Raw genomic sequence first — 19675 nt, forward strand, 5'->3', positions numbered from 1 at the left:
CGAAACGGGGCTGAAAGACAGGGATGGTGTCTATGGCAAGGAAAATCGTTACTGATGCTATCTGGAATCAACGTACTTTTGTCATCAAAGCACTCAGCATCAAGCGTAGTTGTAAAAAATCAGTTCACGTTTTGAGTAAGACACTTACTTGTTTTACGTTTTTTCAATAACGCTTTCTGTTCTGCTGTAAGTAGCTGATAAACCTGATTATTGAATCTCGCCACTTCTATACCTAAAAGAACATGCTTTTCGGCGATTTTCTCAAGCAGTGAACGAACCTCAGTTTCATCAAAATCCTCTTCAGTCAAAAGATCATCCAGTTTAAAATGGGCATCCTGCATATCAGCCAACGGCTGTTCATACCCACCTTGCTCTCTGGCTAACCTCAATATCTGCTCACGCTGCTGTTCTGTTAATACGATTCCACCGAAGATATAGCTATAGTTGTACTGATTACCTCGGTAATAACTAAAATTCCTCTTATAATCACCTTGCATGCAAGATGGAGAAGAATGAGCTTCAGGAACATGATCCGCATCAGCAGTGTTAGCTAAGGTCTCCGTTGTTTCAAGAACAAACATTGACGCTACAGCCAATATTGCTATGTTACGCATTAAATTTCCTCGCTTTCTCGAACAACAGCATTCGATCTAGTGCGGACAACTATAACCCTGCTGCTGCAAACTAGCGTCAGAGCATGTAAAAGAACGTAAAGTCATGGAATAGCGGAGTTTGTTATCGTATTTTGCTCTTGGAGGAAGAATTAATGCATAAAATCTTATTAGTTGATGATGACCGCGAGCTAACATCGCTATTAAAAGAACTACTCGAAATGGAAGGATTCAATGTTGTGATCGCCCACGATGGTGAAGAAGCTTTACAATATATTGATGCTTCAATTGACCTATTATTGTTAGACATCATGATGCCACGTAAAAACGGCATTGAGACACTGAAAGCACTGCGGCAATCCCATCAGACGCCCGTGATCATGTTAACAGCTCGTGGTAGCAATCTAGACCGTGTTTTAGGCTTAGAACTAGGCGCAGATGACTATCTCCCCAAACCTTTTAACGATCGTGAACTCGTCGCCCGCATACGTGCCATTTTGCGCCGCTCTAACTGGAGTGAACAACAAGCTGAGATTGGAATACCGGTACTGGAGGTCGATAAACTACAACTCAATCCTGGGCGCCAGGAAGCCAGTTTTGCCGGCGAGATTTTGGATCTCACCGGCACGGAGTTCACACTACTTTATTTACTTGCACAACATTTAGGGCAAGTTGTTTCCCGCGAACAATTGAGTCAAGAAGTATTAGGTAAACGCTTAACACCTTTTGATCGGGCTATTGATATGCATATTTCAAATCTACGCCGTAAATTACCTAACAGAACAGATGAGCTACCCTGGTTTAAAACATTGCGTGGCCGTGGATACTTAATGGTTTCCGCAAAATGATCAATAGCTTGACTGCTCGTATATTCGCCATTTTTTGGTTTACGCTCGCACTCGTCCTGATGATAGCCTTAATGGCGCCTAAACTGGATTCGCGGCAATTAGCCCCTCTTTTGGATAATGAATATCAGGTTGGAAAAAAACTGGCAAAAGACATAGAAAAGGAATTAACACGTAGCCCAGGGAAAGGACTCTGGTGGATACACATGACAAACGCGATTAATCTGCTAGCTTCGCAAAACGAGCACGTACTCCTTATCACCACCAACAATGGCGTTATCATTGGTGGTGATACTGAGATTTCACGCTACCAACGACAAGCTATCCGCAACTTTATCGGATTATCCGATAACCCCGATCATCCTAAAAAGAAAAAATATAGCCGCTCGGAAGTCCTTGGTCCTTTTTCCGTTCACGATAACGAAGAATATTACCTTCTCTATTTCATTAGACCAGCGAGCAGCCCACAATCAGATTTTATTAATTTAATGTTTGACCGCCCCTTTTTACTGCCCGCAGCCACCATGTTAATCAGCGCACCATTACTACTGTGGCTGGCATGGAGCCTGGCAAAACCCGCCCGGAAACTAAAAAATGCGGCGGATGACGTCGCGAAAGGCAACTTACGGCAACACCCTGAACTAGAATCCGGCCCACAAGAGTTTTTGGCTACGGGCAGTAGCTTCAACCACATGATTAGCGCACTGGAAAGGATGGTCACCGCTCAACAACGGCTGATCTCCGATATCTCCCATGAACTACGCACCCCACTGACTCGTTTACAGTTGGCGACAGCCTTACTGCGCCGCCGTCACGGTGAAAGCAAAGAACTCGCACGTATCGAAACAGAAACTCAACGTTTAGACGGAATGATTAATGATCTGTTGATCCTTTCCCGTAATCATTATAAAAACGAATTACTGCGCGAAAACATCAAAGCCTATGATATATGGCATGACATTCTGGAAAATGCCAAATTTGAAGTCGAGCAGATGCATAAAACACTGGATATCATTTCTCCTCCTGGAAACTGGATGATTTACTGTAATCCAACAACACTTGGCAGCGCCCTGGAAAACATCGTCCGCAATGCACTACGTTACTCCAACAACCATATCGCCGTTGCCTTCAAAGCAGATAACCAAGGTGTAACGATCACCGTTGATGATGATGGCCCTGGAGTCAGTCTTGAAGATAGAGAAAATATCTTCCGGCCGTTTTATCGGACAGATGAAGCGAGAGATAGAGAATCTGGAGGAACTGGATTGGGTCTGGCAATTGTTGAAACGGCGGTGAGTCAGCACCGAGGCTGGGTAAAAGCAGAGGATAGCCCTTTAGGTGGATTACGACTGGTGATTTGGTTGCCATTGCATGGAAGATAGAACATTTTTTTAAGACTTAGTTAGTGACGAAATCTGACAATAAAGAAAAAACACAGATATACTTGACCTCAAGGCGATGAGAGTCTACTCTCGTCGCTACTTAACAAAAATCGTTAATATGTTTGATTTTGTTAAATGGAAAAATCCTTTTATATTAAATGGATAAGTCAAATTGTTACATATGATAGGCACTCTGGGAGCCGTAACCCAGTGCGGTAGCTATCACTAAAAAATAGCAATATATTTTCTATAAAATTTCCTTCTTAATACTTCATTCAATCCTAAAAGCAGCTGAAAAATTCAAAAATGAAAATTCTGGTTACCGGTGGCGCAGGTTTCATTGGCTCTGCATTAATTCGACATATTATCAACCATACTAATGATAGAGTTCTTAATGTTGATAAACTGACTTATGCAGGTAATTTAGAATCACTCAAAGCAATTGATAATAGCCCACGCTATTCTTTTGAAAAAGCAGATATTTGCGATCGTAACAGACTGGATAACATATTAGAACAATACCAGCCTGATGCTATTATGCACTTAGCAGCAGAAAGCCACGTTGACCGATCAATCAGCGGAACTGTGGAATTTTATTGAAACCAACATCGCTGGCACTCATGTACTTCTAGAGGCTGCACTCAAATACTGGTCTTCACTTGATAGTGAGAAAAAAGCTCTTTCCGCTTTCATCATATTTCTACGGCTCTGTCGCATTAAGAAAAGAGCGAGTAACCTACGTACTTTTACCGAGTAAGTTACCCATGTCTTTAACTCGAAACACCATCAGGCAAAGCAAGTACTTGAACAACCTTGTTGAGTAGGATCACAGGAACATCAAACGGAGGGTAAGGTTGATGGCCGGATTTAAATGATACCGCCAGGCGTAGACAATTCTGGTCGGCATTGAGCTGAGCCACATGATACGCAAAGGGCAATATCAGCATCCGGACAAAGGCGGAGACGGACGTTCCCCAGCAGAACAGTTTTTTCTTCTGATTGCTTTAAAAAAACAACCGACTCGGGTTTTCGATAACCATGCCACATTAACTCAACAGAGCCGGACAAAGCTTCAGTGGACACTATGGTGTTTACAAAGCTAAGAATGGTGGCTTAGCGTTGCACTTCAGACGTGAATTCGCCATTTGATGAAAGACACACGAGTGTTATCATGCTTGACCTGTCTGCATAATCAGACTGGCCTTTGACGGAAAATATAAACGGTACTGATGATTCGATTTGAGTTATTCACATAAAATAGTGAAAAATCAGTTCGTTACTGATAAACTGCAACTCTTGCTGACACAACTTACCAATAAAATCAGTAAGATAAACTCGTAATAGTGCGCACTGGGAGCCGTAACCCAGGGTGATGGCTATGGTTGATATTTTTTGGAGTAACAATGTCACGAATAATATATGTATCAGGTACTTTTGATTTATTCCATAGTAATCATTTAAAAATGATTAATTATGGTCGAGGGCTTGGTGATATACTTATTGTTGGTGTAAGTACCGATGAACTAGTTTGTTCATATAAAAAGAAACCATCTGTTCCTTTTGAAGAACGTATTGCTATTATTGAAGGATTAAAAGCACCGGATGTGGTAATACCTCAACACATTCTAGATCATAAAGAAACCGTCAAAAAGCTAAATATTGATGCTTTTGTTATTGGTGATGATTGGTATCCAAAGTATGATTATCTGAAAGAACTTGGTGTTGAAGTATTTTATTTTCCTTATGGAAAAGGGGTTAGTTCAACTAATTTAAAACAAACAATTTATGAGCAATATAAAAAGATTATAGAAACTAGTGATAATCACCCAACTCCAGATCCAGTAGATGATAAAAAATAATGAAAATATTAGTAACAGCAAAAAATAGTGATCTAGCAAAGTATTTGACTAAGAATATAAAAACAGAAGCTAATACTATAGAAACTCCATCAAGAGAAGAATTGAATGTTTCTGATATAGAAAGTGTAAGACAATATTTTGCAAAAAAAACATTTGATATTGTTATTAATTTCGCCGGTTCTTTATATTCAAGCACAATAGTTAAATCTGAACCAGAAAAATGGATTAATGATATTAATACGAACCTTATAGGTACATATCTGGTAAATAAATTTGCATTAATTAAAAATAAAAGCTGTCAAATAATTAATATATCCTCTACTGCAGCTTTCAATGCATACAATGACTGGAGCTCATACTGTGCATCTAAAGCTGGCGTCCTTAAAGTTTCTCAAGCATTATATAAAGATGGTTATAATATAATAACACTTTGCCCTGGTGCTATACAAACAAAGCTACGAGATTCACTATCTATAGAAAACTCGAATATAATGACTATTGAAGAAGGTTGCCAACCAATAATTAATGCGATCAATGGCCATTATACTAATGGTTCGATTATTTTTTATCGAAAAAATGAATTTAAATTCATAGAAAAATATTAAACAGGTCATAATAAATAGTAATAGATATGTCTAGATTATCCGTTAACATACTATCCCTCGTAGCGGTTCAACTAATTACTTACTTATCTCCAATTATAGCACTTCCTTATTTAAGCCGGGTATTAAATGTTGAGTCCTTTGGACTAGTTATGTTACTTATGTCAGTAATAGTGATATCAAATTTACTAACTGACTTCGGATTTAACTTATACTCTCCCGCATGGATAGCTAATAACAAAAATAATACCAATAAGATAAATATACATATCAGTTCAATTTTTATCTTAAAAGTGATTTTATTTTCATTAACATCAATTTGCCTAATCACATATTTTACTGTAACAAATACAATAAATGAAAATAAAGTCATACTATGTAGTGTGACTTTATTAGCAATATTATCTCAAAATTTTCAGATAATATGGTTCTTCCAAGGTATTGAAAAAATGTCAAACATTACATGTTTGACATTATTTTCTAAATTAAGTTATGTTATATTTATTATATTTTTTGTTAAAGGTAGTAATGATGTATCACAAGCAATTTTGAGTTATGCTTTTAGTAACTTCATAGCAACTACCATAGGGTTATTACTGTACATCAAATTAGGTTATAAAATATTAACTCCTAAATTAATTGATATAATTAATATCACAATAAATTCTTTCCCATTTTTCTTATCACGAGCAGCTGTATCAATTTATACTTCTGCAAGTACTCTAATCATAGGTAGCCATGCTGGGCTAACTCAAGCAGCATTATATTCAAGTGCTGAAAAATTATACCAAGCAGGTCAAAGTATTTCATTTCCAATTAGCCAAGCACTATATCCTTATTTAGCCAGAACTAAAAATATATCAACATTTTACCGTTTTATACTAGTTCTTATCCCTCCTTTAATAATTTCAATCGGCATTATTTATTATTTTTCGAATGAGATTATTATTTTATTCTATGGAAAAAATTATAACTTCGCTATAGATATTTTCCGTATATTCTTGATAACAACAATCATTAATTTTATTGCAGTAAATTTCGGCTATCCTGCATTCTCTATTATAGATCGATTAGATATTGCGAATAAGTCAGTTATTATTGCAGCCACTCTGCAATTAGTAATGTTGTTTATTTTATGCGTTATGAATCATATAACTGCTATCAGCATAGCTATATCTGTTTTGATAACTGAGAGTATAGTTATGGTAATCCGTGTTGTATATTTTATTAAAATATCAAAGAAGGTATTGCATGAATTTAAATAAGGTAAAAAAAGGATTAATTTTACTAATATCATATCCAATTTATCCCATTAGTTTTTTATTTCCTTCTAACAAAAAAAAATGGCTATTTGGTAGTTTTGGAAAATTTAATGATAATAGCCGTTATTTATTTGAATACTGCATTAAGAATGAAAAACAATTAAATTGCTATTGGCTAGCAAAAAATAGATCTGAATTTTCTCTTGTAAAAGAAATGGGATATCCCGTTATATATAAATATAGTTTACTAGGATTATTCCATCTATTAACATCCAAGGTCTATATATACTCATCATATGTAAATAATTTAAGTTACTTCACGTCAGGTAAGAAAATATTAGTAAACCTCTGGCATGGTATTCCCTTAAAAAAAATTGAATTTGATATTTCAACTCCACCGTTAAATTACTACTTCAAAGATGCAAATATATGGATGAAAATACTTTATCCTCATCATCATAAAAGAGAAAGTTTGTTACTATGCCCGGGAGAATATCTATATAAAAATATTTTTTTTTCTGCATTTAGGAAATCTAAAAATAAAATAATAGATGCAAACTATCCTCGTGTTTCCTTTTTAAAAGATAAAAAAAACAATTCAGAAAATAGTATATTTACTATTACCTATACACCAACTTGGCGCGATGATAATCCTAACTTTATAGATGATAAAATAGATCTACTACATAAAATTGATGAATTAGCTGAATTAAAGAAATTTCGGTTCAATTTAAAATTACATTCTAACTCTAAATTTAACCTCAAAACATTTAAGAATTTTAAAAATATCAACATTATCGATAACAAGATAGATCCAATGGATCTTTTATTAAGTACTGATTGTTTAATTACCGATTACTCCTCAATTTACTTAGATTTTTTAGTTTTAGATAAACCTATTATATTCTTCCAATATGATAAAGACCATTATTTAAAAAACAGGGAACTATATAAATATAAAATTAATGTATTACCTGGGTATATATGTTTAAATGATATAGATTTAATTAATGTATTATCTTCAAAAATATGTAAAACTGTACATGCAAAAGAGAGAACTAATTTACTTGAACTGATTAGCTCTAAAAATGAAAATAATTATATTATAAACAAAATAAAAGATAGTATCTTATGAGAGTATATATTTTTAGTGAAGTGTACTATGACGACAATAAGCACATAAATCAATATGTTTTTGATTTTTTAAGAAAAAAAAACATTGATTGCTATTTTGTTGAAAGAATAACAATGAATATTCCAATCGGTGGATATTTAAATAGAATTAAAAATAAATTTAAAAACATTATATATACTAAAAATAATAAAAAAATCACTTCTTATAACATCGACCCTAATATTATAAAAACCTTTATCTTTCCACCTTTATTTATATTTGGATTTATTAATAGAATAATTTTAAAAAAAAACAAATTAATACTAAATAAAGATGACGTGATCATTACATTTGTTCCACATAAACATATATTGAATGTAAGTGGGAATAGAGCAAAAATGGTATATTACTGCGTTCATGATACTACTCAACAAAAATATCCAAATAAGAATAAAATAATAGATTTTGAAAAAAATATCTTAGCGAAAAAATCTTTAGTATTTTGTGATAATAAAATTGTTATTGAAAAACTAGGTTTGGACACTATCGATTATATAAATAGTAATGGCATATACAAAAAAGGATACAGCGCATATTTAATGCCACCTCCAGTTCCCAATGAGTTTTTTATAAAAAATAATAATGTAAATACTATAAGCTATGATTTTATTTATTATGGTAGCTTTCATAAAGATATTGATCTTGATGTTATAATTTCTATTTTAGCAAATCACAAGGTATTAATTGTAAGTAATAATTGTCCTTCAGAGTTATATAAATATAATAATATTACTATAAAAAAATCAATTTATTCGATGAAGGAGTTGGCTAATACTATACGCTCAGCTCAATGTATTTTGCTTCCTTATAAAAACAGTAAATTTATGGAAACTATTACCCCAGCAAAAATATTACAAGTGAAAGCATTTTCAATGCCTGTAGTATGCACAAATCACTATTTAGCCGATAAATACTTATTGTCAAATAATATTAATAACCCTACAGTACCTACACCAATTAGTTCTATTTTTTCTGTAGAAAATATTTGCACCTTTATTCTAAACAAAATAGATGAATTACCATGATAATATCATTTCTTTTATTTTTATCTATTTTTTTTGTATTTTTATATTCCTCAAAATCAGTTAGTATTAGTCATTTAATATCATCATATTTTTTATCTTTAACCCCTATCGGTGAAACTAACATTCATATTATAATCATATTAACCTCTATTCTATTTTGCCTATATAAAAGAATATTTATTATTAGTAATAAGAGATTTTTTATTTTATTTAGTATATTAGCTATTAATATGGCACCTATATTCTTATCATTTGATTATAATATCTATAAAACCATTGGTAAACTATTAAAAATATTTATTTTTTTATTCCCATTTTCATTTATATATAACAAATCATTCACCATTAATTTATATAGGATGATGAGTGCGCTTGCTATTACATCTATTTTATTTTCACTTTTATGGCTATCTGTACGTATATATGATGGTGGCTTTCTTTTTGATATCCGTATATCAGGATTAGTATTAGATCCAAATTATTCTGTAATAGTAATCTGTTCTATTTTTTTATTAACCTATACTCTAAAAAAACATATAAACAAAATAAAACTAACTACAATTTCTTTAGTTAGCATATTAATATTAACACAATCAATATCATCATTGGTAATATTCCTATTTATTATACTGTCTGTAGTAAATTTTAAAAGGCTAAGAAGTAATAATTTACTATACTTAATATTAACTTTTTTAATTATAATGTATATTATTGTGATTCTGTATGTTTCTAAGAACATCCATTTAATTATGCTATCTGATTGGAATACAAACTATATCTCTTTAAAAATAAATTCACTATTAGTTCGGCTATATTCTCAAATGGAAGGTATGAAAATAATGCTTGGTGACCCGATTCATATTTTATATGGTTTTGGTTCACATACTAGTTTTGAACTATTTGGAAAAGTTATGCATAACGCCTACTTACAAACATTCTTTGATCATGGGGTTATTTTACTTATATCAATATATTTATATATAAATATAATTAGTAAAAATTATATATTTTATTTGGTTATTTTTTACTTACAAATTATGAATTTTTTATTTGATAATTACTTTATGGGAACTGTTTCTTTATTTTTTATTCTTGGCTTAATTTCAGAGAAAAGACCAGAAAAAAAAGTAATCTTAAATGAGATAAACTAAAAACCATGAAAAACGTATCTGTTCTAGTATCATTATATGATAAAGAGTCTGCTAATTATTTTAACTTATCTCTACAAAGTTTATATGAACAAGAATATAAACCTAAGGAAATAATATTAGTTTTAGACGGTCCTATAAATAATGAACTCAATAGCATTATAACTAAATGGTTAACTCTTCTGCCAATAACTTTAGTCCCCTTAAAAGAAAATGTCGGGCTAGCAAAAGCTTTAAATGAAGGACTGAAATATTGCCATTGTGATTACATAGCCAGAATGGATACAGATGATATCTGTACGCCAGAGCGTTTTCTGGTACAAACTAATTTTTTAGACAACAACCCTAATATTGATGTTGTCGGGACATGGATTTCTGAAATAAATGAAGATAATATTGAAATAAGAAATGCCGTTAAATATCCATTAATACATTCTGAATTATTTAAATTCTTTAGCAAAAGAGATCCTTTAGCTCATCCAACAGTAATGTTCAGAAAGCGTTTCTTTGAAAAAGCAGGTAATTATCCCATTGATATTCCATTAGGTGAAGATACTGCATTATGGTTTTCAGGTTTCAAAAACAACTGTAAATTTGCAAATATTCCTCATGTTGGATTAAAGTTCAGGCGTACATCTGATTTTTATTTGCGCCGTGCAAATAAGAAAAAAACCATTTCTTTGTTAGAATATAGAATATTTAAAATAAATAAAGAATTAAGATATGGATTATCTGCAAATATATATGCAATCCTTTATGCCTTTTTAGCTCTTTCTCCTATTTTTATAAAAAAAGTAATGTATAAGTACTTACGATAAACTAATAAGGATTAAACATGTTTTCTAAATTCCTCCCATTCTCTTTTCCTGAAATAGGTCAAGAAGAAATTGATGACGTAGTAGATTCTCTGAAAAGTGGCTGGATTACTACAGGGCCAAAAGCTAAAAAATTTGAGCAAGATTTTGCAAGTTATTTAGATAGCAATGTTGAAGCTATCTCAGTTAACTCAGCTACTTCTGGTTTACATTTAGCTTTAGAAGCGGTAGGTATTAAACCTGGTGATGAAGTTATAATTCCAACCTACACCTTTACAGCCACTGCCGAAGTCATTCGCTATCTAGGTGCAAATCCCATTTTTGTCGATTCACTCCCTGATTCACTTAACATTGATCCCGAAGCAATAAAAAAAGTTATCACTTCTAAAACAAAAGCTATTATTCCAGTGCATTTTGCAGGTTTATCTTGTGATATGGATGAAATAATTTCTATTGCTAAAGAGTTTAATCTGAAAATTGTTGAAGATGCGGCTCATGCATTTCCAACCATCTACAATGGAAAGAAAATAGGTACATTAGATACGGACGTTACTGTTTTTAGTTTTTATGCTAATAAAACAATGACCACAGCTGAAGGTGGTATGCTGGTTTCCCGTAATCCAGACATTATAAAAAGAGCAAAAGTGATGCGTCTTCATGGTATTAGTAAAGATGCATTTGATCGATATCAATCCAAAACTCCCGCTTGGTACTATGAAGTGATAGAGCCAGGATTTAAATACAATATGCCAGATATATGTGCAGCAATTGGTATTCATCAACTGAGAAAAATTGATTCCTTCCAGCAAAAAAGAGAGGAAATGGCAAAGTTTTATGATGAAGAATTAAAAAATTTACCACTAATATTGCCAACTAAACCTTTTAGTTCAGATAATCAACATGCATGGCACTTATATCCTATTCGCCTAAAAAATGAAGTCAAAATATCAAGAGATGATTTCATTATTAAAATGGCCGAGAGAAATATAGGATGTTCTGTTCACTTTATTCCTCTTCATAAACACCCTATTTGGAAAAACACTTATTCATTATCTGATAAAGATTTTCCTGTTGCAGAAAGTAATTTTCATAAAATAATCTCCATCCCTTTATATACAAAAATGACAAAAGACGATCAAATCAGAGTAATAAATGCAATAAAAGAGATTTTAGAATAAATGAAATTAAAATATAAAACTTTCAAAATATTTTTTGATTTTATTGCATCATTCATAGGGATTGTTTTTTTATCTCCTATATTAGTATCTATCGCAATATGGATTAAAATGGACTCGAAAGGGCCCATTTTTTTTCGTCAAAAACGTATTGGACAATGTGGAGAACCATTCTATATTCATAAATTCAGGAGTATGACATTAAATTCTGAACAAAAAGGACAGCTTACGATCGGTAATGATTCTCGTATAACCAACTCTGGAAAATTTATCAGAAAATATAAACTAGATGAATTAGCCCAACTTATTGATGTTATCCAAGGAAAAATGAGTTTAGTTGGTCCTAGACCCGAGGTACCTGAATTTATGGATAAATATTCCCCGGAAATAAAAACAGAGATATTATCAGTAAAACCGGGAATAACAGATCTAGCATCTATAGAAATGATAGATGAAAATGAAATTTTATCTCAATATTCAAATCCTCATCAAGCTTATATCGATATAATCATGCCTATCAAAGCTAAATATTACTTAAGCTATGTTAAACAACAATCATTTTGTTTTGATATAAAAATAATTTTTAAAACTATATATAAAATAATTTTCAGGTAACGTTCATGAACGAGAGACTTTTTTTCAAAAAAGAAAGGTTACTAAAAACATTTTTATTAATGATTGCTGATATTTTTATGATAGTTTCTTCATATTGGATCAGCATGTGGCTACGTTTGGATAGAGAAGTTCCTATTTATAGTTTATTACATTGGTCTGTAATTAGTTTAACAATACCCTGCACACTTTTTATATTTATTAGATTAGGATTTTACAGAGCAATATTACGATATGTTAATATGGGAATTTTAAAGTGGGCTATCATTGGTTCATTTTTATCAGCTCTAATCTTAATAGCATTTTCTGCATATCAACAAGCATTTTTACCAAGAACAGTTCCAATTATCTACTTTTCTTTTTTAGTTATTTTATTATGTGGAACTAGATTTTTCTACAGAACACTTCGTAACCATATGATGAATAAGAGTACTGCCGTCATTATATATGGTGCAGGAGAATCAGGGAGACAACTATTACCTATACTAAAAGAGCATCACGAATTTGAACCAGTAGCATTTATTGATGATAATGCAAAACTAAAAAACCTAAGCATTCATGGGGTCATTGTTTATTCACCGAACTCAATTATTGATTTAATAGAAAAGTATAATGTAAAAAAGATACTACTAGCAATTCCCAGTGCATCGAGATCTGAGAGAAGAGACATTATAGAGAAGCTACAATCTTCTCATTGTGAGATATTAACAATCCCAAACTTTAATGAATTGGTAGATGGAACAGCCCAGATCGACACTCTAAGAAAAATATCAATAGATGATCTGTTAGGCCGGGAACAAGTATCTCCATTACCAGAATTATTATCTAAAAACATATCAAATAGAAATGTCCTTATATCTGGAGCAGGTGGTTCAATTGGTTCAGAACTGTGCCGTCAAATTATTCTACAAAAGCCAAATTATCTAATTCTAGTTGAGTTAACAGAGTATGCTCTTTACTCAATAGAAAGAGAACTGCAAAAAATAAATAGGGATAAAAAACTTGATGTAAATATCATTCCCATATTAGGGAATATAAAAAATTCAGAAAAAATAAATAAAATAATTAGTAAGTTTAATATCAATACTATTTATCATGCTGCTGCATACAAACACGTTCCCCTCGTGGAATTAAATACTATAGAAGGTATTCAAAATAATATTTTTGGGACACTAGCTATTGCTCAAGCTGCTATCGCTCAAAAAGTTGATAAATTCGTCTTAATATCAACAGATAAAGCAGTTCGCCCCACAAACATAATGGGAGCAACAAAAAGATTTGCTGAATTGATATTACAAGCATTAGCCAAACAAAATAAACATACTCAGTTTTCTATGGTAAGATTTGGAAATGTGCTTGGCTCTTCAGGTTCAGTTGTCCCGCTTTTTGAAAAACAAATAGCTAATGGTGGCCCAATAACCCTTACTCATAAAGACATTACTCGATACTTCATGACAATCCCAGAAGCAGCTCAACTAGTCATTCAAGCTGGTGCAATGGGCGTAAATGGCGATGTTTTTGTATTGGATATGGGAGAATCAGTAAGAATATATGATCTTGCAATCAAAATGATAAATCTTTCAGGTTTAACCGTTAAAGAAGAAAATAATCGAAATGGTGATATAGAAATAAAAGTAACAGGTCTTCGTCCCGGAGAAAAATTATATGAAGAATTACTGGTAGGAAACAATGTATCAGGCACAAATCATCCTAGAATTATGACGGCAAATGAGATCTATCTAGAATGGCCTGAGCTTAATGAATTAATTAAAAATCTTCAAGCTGCTTGCTGTGAATGTAATTTAAAAGCCATCCGCGAAATATTGATAAATGCACCTTTGGAATTTCATCCCAAAGACGAGATATGTGATTTATTAAAATAATTTATTAACTATTTCCAACACTACCATTAACAAACAGATCCAAAAAAATAAATTTCTATTCTCGAATAAACCACCTCTATCGCAAATTCTTTCGTTTTAAACACTATGCTAAACATCGTCCTATTCGAACCAGAAATTCCGCCTAATACAGGCAATATTATCCGCCTGTGTGCAAACACTGGCTGCCAGCTTCATCTTATCCAACCGCTAGGTTTCACATGGGATGATAAACGCCTGCGTCGTGCCGGGTTGGATTACCATGAGTTTGCTAACATCAAGCAACATCACGATTACAATGCATTCTTGGAAAGTGAAGGTTTAAGTCCACTGAACTCACAATCCCCTTCTGGAGCGCGCCTGTTTGCCTTAACCACTAAAGGCACGCCGGCACACAGTAATGTGCGTTATCGTGATGGTGATTACTTGATGTTTGGCCCGGAAACCCGTGGTTTACCATCTTATGTGTTAGATAATATGCCACCGGAACAGAAGATTAGAATTCCCATGCTACCAGATAGTCGCAGCATGAATCTGTCCAATTCTGTCGCTGTGGTTGTGTTTGAGGCCTGGCGGCAACTGGGTTATCCCGGTGCGTTATTGCGGGATTAAATTCATGAATGGCATTCAGCGCTTCATCCATGCTGAATGCCATTATTATTGTTCAATAAAAAAGGACAGGACCTTAAATCCCATCCCCATTCTCAAATCCGTTATTAATGCCATTAAAATGCTGATCCATATCCAGCGATGGCTTATCGCTTTCTGGTTTTCCGACAATCCTTGCCGGTACACCAGCCACAGTGGTATGCGGGGGAACGGGTCTTAACACCACCGATCCCGCCCCAATTTTAGCACCACGGCCAATCTCGATATTACCGAGGATCTTGGAACCCGCACCAATCATTACCCCTTCTCGCACTTTCGGATGGCGATCTCCGCTAGTTTTACCTGTTCCCCCAAGAGTCACAGATTGCAGAATAGAAACGTCATTCTCAACAATCGCGGTTTCACCAATCACGATCCCTGTTGCGTGGTCAAGCATAATGCCACAGCCAATCTGTGCGGCCGGATGGATATCAACGCCAAAAGAAACCGAAATCTGGTTTTGTAGATAGATTGCCAATGCCTTGCGGTCTTGTTTCCATAACCAATGGGCAATACGGTAGGCTTGTAGGGCATGGAAGCCTTTAAGATAAAGGAGGGGGGTTGAATATTTGTCTACTGCCGGGTCACGTAATCGAACCGCTTTGATATCACGAGCTGCCGATTCGATCATCTTTGGCTCACTGCTGTAAGCATCTTCAACAACTTCTCTGACCGCAATTGCGGGCATAATCGGTGTCGCCAGTTTATTTGCCAGCATATAGCTCAAGGCACTGCCAAGATTTTCATGCTTGAGTAATGTCGCGTGAAAAAAACTGGCTAACATTGGTTCACAATCCGCCAGAGCTCTTGCCTCATTTTTTATATTTTTCCAGACTTCACTCAGTTCTTCTCGAGACATATCAATCATTCTCATGTGATTGTTTTCTACCCTCTCTGAGGAGGCGATTTTAATCTAATTAAGCGCGGGAACTTTCTCCTTCATCCCTTGTAGCTCTTCCCAATAATGCCTGAGCTGCTTCAATTACACTTTTATTGCGATACAATATCTGGTAGATTTGCTCGGTGATCGGCATTTCAACACCCGCTCGTTCCGCCAGTGCCCGAACTTCTTTGGTATTACGGTATCCTTCAACAACCTGGCCGATTTCACGCTGCGCCTCATCCACGCCAATACCCTGCCCCAGCATCATGCCAAAGCGACGGTTGCGGGATTGGTTATCGGTACAGGTCAGGACTAAATCCCCCAACCCAGCCATTCCCATAAAGGTGGAAGGATCCGCCCCCAGTGCTACACCAAGACGGCTCATCTCTGCCAATCCTCGGGTAATCAACGCCGTGCGGGCATTCGCCCCAAATCCCATACCATCAGAGATACCAGCACCAATCGCAATCACATTTTTTATTGCGCCACCAAGCTGCACTCCAATAAAATCCGGATTCTTGTATACCCGAAAACTTTTGCCGCAATGAAAAAGTTGCTGGAGCTCTTCACCAAATTCAAGGGTTGTGGCAGACACTGCAATCGCTGTTGGCAAACCTGCCGCCAGCTCTTTTGCGAACGTCGGGCCAGAAACGACAGCCAAAGGAATTTTATTCCCTAATATCTCACGGGCGACATCTTGTAATAAGCGCCCTGTTTCTGCTTCAAGCCCCTTGGTTGCCCAAACGATACGGCTATCATGCGGTAAATGTGGCTTAATCTTTTGCAAAACATCACCGAAAACATGGCTGGGTACCACGATCAGGATATTGCGACTGGCGGCAACAGCGCGTTTCAAATCGGCTTCAAGCCGTAAGCTATCAGGAAAAAAAACATCCGGTAAAAATGCCTGATTGCAACGCGCTTGTTGCAAGGCATTGATGTGAGAAGGGTTATGTCCCCACAACACCACTTCATGCCCATTACGAGCTAAAGTAATGGCTAAAGCGGTGCCGTATGAACCGGCACCGATTACTGTCATAGAAGCGGTCTTCATCAGGCTTCCTGCTCAGCCTCATCAGACTGAGGTTCTGCTTGTTGTTGCAGATAGTTCATGAACAGAGCATCAAAGTTGACAGGCGCCAGGTTCAGCTGAGGGAAAGTACCACGACCTACCAGGCTCGTGATACATTCACGGGCATATGGGAACAAAATGTTCGGGCAGTATGCGCCCAGGCAGTGAGCCAACTGAGTGCCTTCAATACCATCAATAGAGAAAATACCCGCTTGCTGAACTTCACACAGGAATGCGGTTTCTTCTCCCAATGTTGCCGTAACAGTAACGCGCAGAACAACTTCATAAACGCCCTGTGCCAGTTCACTGGAAGCCGTGTCCAGATCCAATTTGACTTCCGGCTGCCATTCCTGTTGGAAAATCTGCGGGGCTTTTGGCGCTTCGAAGGAAACGTCTTTCGTGTAAATACGTTGGATCTGGAAAGCCATTTCTGTGTTGTTTTGTTCTGACATAATAATATTTACCTTTTTTAGATGTCCTTACTAAACCGTTTAATCGTGCAAGCGTACTATTTGTACATCATTGTATTTATACCTAATTATACCTAAGATTGTTGTACTTAAGCTTGCACCTGAGTTCGTTATTTTTTGCCGCGCGCCAATGGCAGATTTTCACCCACCCAGCCAGCAATACCTTCTTTCAGGGAATAAACTTGCTCAAAGCCAAAACGAACCAAATTCTCCGCCGGTGTTCTGGATTCCAGCCCATTCGCTGAAACGAGGATAACAGGCTGTTTTTTATGTTTCTCCAACTCACCCAGATTATTCTCTTTAATCTCAGATGGCGTCAGGTTAACGGAACCAATGATATGCCCTTTGCGGAAATCGTCACGAGAACGTAAATCCACGACGACTGCGTCTTCCTTGTTGATTAAATGGATGACCTGAGTACGGGTGATCTCTTTACTCTTGGAGAACACGCTTTTTACCGTCATGGCAATGACAGCCACCAGCAATGCAATCCAGACAAGACTCAGGATCGGGTTCCGGCTAATAAATTGCATGATTTCTTGCAGCATGGAGGGCAACAACTCCCGTTAGTTAATAACAAATATCTAAGGTAGAAGAGTATACCTGTGTGTTGCGTCAATTACAGCCAATTAGCACCAATCTAATGCAGTTTTTGCGGGGAGTTTCGAGAAAAGTTTAAAAATACCCTGAGAATAACTTGATTATCATGCATGATTAAAATATTTCATGTAACACTGAGTCTAGGCAGGATCTTCAACAATAAATGAACTAAATTAACTAAAACTTATATTAATGATAAAAAACAGGCTGTTCTCTGGTCAGGGACAATTCCTCATGAAATAATCAGGCGCAATATAGCAGCAGGATACTCAATAAGATGGCTGAAAATAAGGATCTAACAAGCCGAAATCATCGGCAGAAACAATATAATAAGCAAAGTAAAATCAGGGTGTTATATCTCTTTGCCTTGTTGTTCGCCTTTTTCAGTTTCAATCCCTATACTTTCGCCAATCAAATTTCAGAAAATAAAAATCAGCTCAAAGACATTCAGCAGGATATTGCCGAGAAAGAAAAAAGTGTCAAACAACAGCAAAAAAAACGCACTGACCTGCTGACTCAATTGAAAGAACAAGAAAGTACCATTTCAGAAGTCGGACGTTCTCTGCATACGACCCAGACTCATTTGAGCAAGTTGGAAAACGAGGTTTTATCGCTGAATACAAATATTAAACGCCTGCAAATACAGCAAAAAGAGCAACGTCAATTACTTGCCAGTCAATTGGACGCAGCTTTTCGACAAGGAAATCATCAAGGATTAGAATTGTTGCTCAATGGTCAGGAAAGCCAACGCAAAGAGCGTATTCTCGCGTATTACAGTTACTTGAATCAGGCTCGTCAGGAAACGATCCTCAAACTGCAAACAACCACCGAAGAACTCAATCAGAAAAAAAAACAGCAACTAGAAAAACAAAATGAGCAAAAAGCCATACTGTCCAGCCAAAAACAACAAAAACAACAGATGGAAATTGCCCGTACCGCACGGCAGAAAACATTAACGTCACTGGAATCTTCATTAAAAAAAGAACAACAAAGCCTGACTGAACTCCGGCAAAATGAAGCCAGATTAAGAAACAAGATTGCCAAAGCTGAACGGGAAGCCAAAGCGCGTGCCGAACAGGAAGCACGTGAGGCAGCACGCGTGCGTGCTCGAGTGGCCGCAAAACAGAAACAAGCTCAACAAACAGGCGCCAGCTACAAACCGACAGAAGAAGAACGCGCCCTCATGGCTCGGACTGGCGGTCTTGGACGCCCTGCCGGGCAAGCAGTCTGGCCAGTTCGAGGGCGTGTCATACACAGTTTCGCTGACGCAATACAAGGTGAGCTACGCTGGAAAGGGATTGTCATTTCTGCATCGGAAGGCACCGAGGTCAGAGCAATCTCAGATGGGCGTGTATTACTGGCAGACTGGTTGCAGGGCTATGGTCTGGTTGTGGTGGTTGAACACGGGAAAGGCGATATGAGTATTTATGGTTACAATCAGAGCACCTTAGTCAAGGTTGGCCAACAGGTAAGAGCGGGTCAACCCATTGCTCTGGTAGGAAGCAGCGGTGGACAACAACAGCCCGCACTATACTTTGAAATCCGCCGTCAGGGGCGGGCTGTTAACCCATTACCGTGGTTAGGCAAATAGGGTAATAATATCGAATAGACG

19 protein-coding genes and 2 pseudogenes are annotated in these 19675 nt (G+C 35.8%); 16 read left to right on the forward strand and 5 right to left on the reverse strand.

Features of this window, described 5'->3' with window-relative positions:
• Nucleotides 1-119: 119 nt before the first annotated feature.
• Nucleotides 120-614: a Spy/CpxP family protein refolding chaperone gene (locus tag XPG1_RS16385; protein ID WP_045960189.1), complete on the reverse strand. Its 495-nt coding sequence runs from the start codon at nt 612-614 to the stop codon at nt 120-122.
• A gap of 152 nt (nt 615-766) precedes the next feature.
• On the opposite strand from XPG1_RS16385, the gene cpxR reads away from it, so the two are divergent.
• The 15 genes and pseudogenes from cpxR (at nt 767) to trmL (ending at nt 15002) form a co-directional block, all read left to right on the forward strand.
• Nucleotides 767-1459 (forward strand): envelope stress response regulator transcription factor CpxR, encoded by a 693-nt coding sequence (cpxR, locus tag XPG1_RS16390; RefSeq protein ID WP_045960190.1) that lies wholly within the window; start codon nt 767-769, stop codon nt 1457-1459.
• Entirely contained in the window at nt 1456-2838 is a 1383-nt protein-coding gene (cpxA, locus tag XPG1_RS16395; RefSeq protein ID WP_045960191.1) for an envelope stress sensor histidine kinase CpxA, read from the forward strand. The genes cpxR and cpxA overlap by 4 nt, the downstream gene beginning before the upstream one ends.
• Before the next feature lie 306 nt (nt 2839-3144).
• Nucleotides 3145-3543, forward strand: a pseudogene (locus XPG1_RS16400) (GDP-mannose 4,6-dehydratase); the annotation flags it as partial.
• Between the two features lie 77 nt (nt 3544-3620).
• Nucleotides 3621-3842: pseudogene (locus tag XPG1_RS18615) on the forward strand (DDE-type integrase/transposase/recombinase); the annotation flags it as partial.
• A gap of 399 nt (nt 3843-4241) precedes the next feature.
• Nucleotides 4242-4697 (forward strand): FAD synthase family protein, encoded by a 456-nt coding sequence (locus tag XPG1_RS16405; protein WP_045960192.1) that lies wholly within the window; start codon nt 4242-4244, stop codon nt 4695-4697.
• A complete protein-coding gene (locus XPG1_RS16410; protein WP_045960193.1) occupies nt 4697-5302 on the forward strand; it encodes an SDR family oxidoreductase in 606 nt (201 codons plus the stop codon). The genes XPG1_RS16405 and XPG1_RS16410 overlap by 1 nt, the downstream gene beginning before the upstream one ends.
• A gap of 26 nt (nt 5303-5328) precedes the next feature.
• A complete protein-coding gene (locus XPG1_RS16415; protein WP_045960194.1) occupies nt 5329-6564 on the forward strand; it encodes an oligosaccharide flippase family protein in 1236 nt (411 codons plus the stop codon).
• Nucleotides 6551-7696, forward strand: coding sequence for a CDP-glycerol glycerophosphotransferase family protein (locus tag XPG1_RS16420; protein WP_045960195.1), 1146 nt, complete (start codon nt 6551-6553; stop codon nt 7694-7696). Before XPG1_RS16415 ends, XPG1_RS16420 begins: the two co-directional genes overlap by 14 nt.
• On the forward strand, nt 7693-8760 hold the full coding sequence (locus XPG1_RS16425) for a hypothetical protein (RefSeq protein WP_045960196.1): 1068 nt from the start codon (nt 7693-7695) through the stop codon (nt 8758-8760). The genes XPG1_RS16420 and XPG1_RS16425 overlap by 4 nt, the downstream gene beginning before the upstream one ends.
• Before the next feature lie 230 nt (nt 8761-8990).
• Nucleotides 8991-9911 carry a hypothetical protein gene (locus tag XPG1_RS16430; RefSeq protein WP_157879521.1) on the forward strand — a complete coding sequence of 307 codons (921 nt, stop codon included), beginning with the start codon at nt 8991-8993 and terminating at the stop codon, nt 9909-9911.
• Nucleotides 9912-9916: 5 nt separating this feature from the next.
• Entirely contained in the window at nt 9917-10726 is an 810-nt protein-coding gene (locus XPG1_RS16435) for a glycosyltransferase (protein WP_045960198.1), read from the forward strand.
• Nucleotides 10727-10743: 17 nt separating this feature from the next.
• Nucleotides 10744-11901 (forward strand): DegT/DnrJ/EryC1/StrS family aminotransferase, encoded by a 1158-nt coding sequence (locus XPG1_RS16440; protein WP_045960199.1) that lies wholly within the window; start codon nt 10744-10746, stop codon nt 11899-11901.
• Nucleotides 11902-12513, forward strand: a complete 612-nt coding sequence (locus XPG1_RS16445) for a sugar transferase (RefSeq protein ID WP_045960200.1) — start codon at nt 11902-11904, stop codon at nt 12511-12513. It abuts the gene before it with no gap.
• A gap of 5 nt (nt 12514-12518) precedes the next feature.
• Nucleotides 12519-14393 carry a polysaccharide biosynthesis protein gene (locus XPG1_RS16450; protein WP_045960201.1) on the forward strand — a complete coding sequence of 625 codons (1875 nt, stop codon included), beginning with the start codon at nt 12519-12521 and terminating at the stop codon, nt 14391-14393.
• 105 nt (nt 14394-14498) lie between these two features.
• On the forward strand, nt 14499-15002 hold the full coding sequence (trmL, locus tag XPG1_RS16455; protein WP_045960202.1) for a tRNA (uridine(34)/cytosine(34)/5-carboxymethylaminomethyluridine(34)-2'-O)-methyltransferase TrmL: 504 nt from the start codon (nt 14499-14501) through the stop codon (nt 15000-15002).
• A 73-nt stretch (nt 15003-15075) separates the two neighbouring features.
• Here trmL and cysE read toward each other — a convergent pair whose 3' ends face one another.
• The 4 genes from cysE to XPG1_RS16475 all read right to left on the reverse strand — a co-directional run bounded on the left by cysE (nt 15076) and on the right by XPG1_RS16475 (nt 18011).
• Nucleotides 15076-15897 carry a serine O-acetyltransferase gene (gene cysE / locus XPG1_RS16460; RefSeq protein ID WP_045960860.1) on the reverse strand — a complete coding sequence of 274 codons (822 nt, stop codon included), beginning with the start codon at nt 15895-15897 and terminating at the stop codon, nt 15076-15078.
• A gap of 58 nt (nt 15898-15955) precedes the next feature.
• Entirely contained in the window at nt 15956-16975 is a 1020-nt protein-coding gene (gene gpsA, locus XPG1_RS16465) for an NAD(P)H-dependent glycerol-3-phosphate dehydrogenase (protein WP_045960203.1), read from the reverse strand.
• Nucleotides 16975-17445, reverse strand: a complete 471-nt coding sequence (gene secB / locus XPG1_RS16470; protein ID WP_045960204.1) for a protein-export chaperone SecB — start codon at nt 17443-17445, stop codon at nt 16975-16977. The genes gpsA and secB overlap by 1 nt, the downstream gene beginning before the upstream one ends.
• A gap of 128 nt (nt 17446-17573) precedes the next feature.
• The gene (locus tag XPG1_RS16475; protein WP_045960205.1) at nt 17574-18011 is read right to left on the reverse strand and encodes a rhodanese-like domain-containing protein; all 438 of its coding nucleotides are present in this window, start codon (nt 18009-18011) and stop codon (nt 17574-17576) included.
• Between the two features lie 329 nt (nt 18012-18340).
• On the opposite strand from XPG1_RS16475, the gene envC reads away from it, so the two are divergent.
• Entirely contained in the window at nt 18341-19654 is a 1314-nt protein-coding gene (gene envC, locus XPG1_RS16480; RefSeq protein ID WP_045960206.1) for a murein hydrolase activator EnvC, read from the forward strand.
• Nucleotides 19655-19675 lie beyond the last annotated feature (21 nt).

The organism is Xenorhabdus poinarii G6 (genome assembly GCF_000968175.1).
Classification (GTDB): Bacteria; Pseudomonadota; Gammaproteobacteria; order Enterobacterales; family Enterobacteriaceae; genus Xenorhabdus; species Xenorhabdus poinarii.

Excerpts from the sequence above, each read along its gene's own strand:
- XPG1_RS16385 (WP_045960189.1), bottom strand. The coding sequence starts at position 614 with ATGCGTAACATAGCAATATTGGCTGTAGCGTCAATGTTTGTTCTTGAA.
- cpxR (WP_045960190.1), top strand. The coding sequence starts at position 767 with ATGCATAAAATCTTATTAGTTGATGATGACCGCGAGCTAACATCGCTA.
- cpxA (WP_045960191.1), top strand. The coding sequence starts at position 1,456 with ATGATCAATAGCTTGACTGCTCGTATATTCGCCATTTTTTGGTTTACG.
- XPG1_RS16405 (WP_045960192.1), top strand. The coding sequence starts at position 4,242 with ATGTCACGAATAATATATGTATCAGGTACTTTTGATTTATTCCATAGT.
- XPG1_RS16410 (WP_045960193.1), top strand. The coding sequence starts at position 4,697 with ATGAAAATATTAGTAACAGCAAAAAATAGTGATCTAGCAAAGTATTTG.
- XPG1_RS16415 (WP_045960194.1), top strand. The coding sequence starts at position 5,329 with ATGTCTAGATTATCCGTTAACATACTATCCCTCGTAGCGGTTCAACTA.
- XPG1_RS16420 (WP_045960195.1), top strand. The coding sequence starts at position 6,551 with ATGAATTTAAATAAGGTAAAAAAAGGATTAATTTTACTAATATCATAT.
- XPG1_RS16425 (WP_045960196.1), top strand. The coding sequence starts at position 7,693 with ATGAGAGTATATATTTTTAGTGAAGTGTACTATGACGACAATAAGCAC.
- XPG1_RS16430 (WP_157879521.1), top strand. The coding sequence starts at position 8,991 with ATGGCACCTATATTCTTATCATTTGATTATAATATCTATAAAACCATT.
- XPG1_RS16435 (WP_045960198.1), top strand. The coding sequence starts at position 9,917 with ATGAAAAACGTATCTGTTCTAGTATCATTATATGATAAAGAGTCTGCT.
- XPG1_RS16440 (WP_045960199.1), top strand. The coding sequence starts at position 10,744 with ATGTTTTCTAAATTCCTCCCATTCTCTTTTCCTGAAATAGGTCAAGAA.
- XPG1_RS16445 (WP_045960200.1), top strand. The coding sequence starts at position 11,902 with ATGAAATTAAAATATAAAACTTTCAAAATATTTTTTGATTTTATTGCA.
- XPG1_RS16450 (WP_045960201.1), top strand. The coding sequence starts at position 12,519 with ATGAACGAGAGACTTTTTTTCAAAAAAGAAAGGTTACTAAAAACATTT.
- trmL (WP_045960202.1), top strand. The coding sequence starts at position 14,499 with ATGCTAAACATCGTCCTATTCGAACCAGAAATTCCGCCTAATACAGGC.
- cysE (WP_045960860.1), bottom strand. The coding sequence starts at position 15,897 with ATGTCTCGAGAAGAACTGAGTGAAGTCTGGAAAAATATAAAAAATGAG.
- gpsA (WP_045960203.1), bottom strand. The coding sequence starts at position 16,975 with ATGAAGACCGCTTCTATGACAGTAATCGGTGCCGGTTCATACGGCACC.
- secB (WP_045960204.1), bottom strand. The coding sequence starts at position 17,445 with ATGTCAGAACAAAACAACACAGAAATGGCTTTCCAGATCCAACGTATT.
- XPG1_RS16475 (WP_045960205.1), bottom strand. The coding sequence starts at position 18,011 with ATGCTGCAAGAAATCATGCAATTTATTAGCCGGAACCCGATCCTGAGT.
- envC (WP_045960206.1), top strand. The coding sequence starts at position 18,341 with ATGGCTGAAAATAAGGATCTAACAAGCCGAAATCATCGGCAGAAACAA.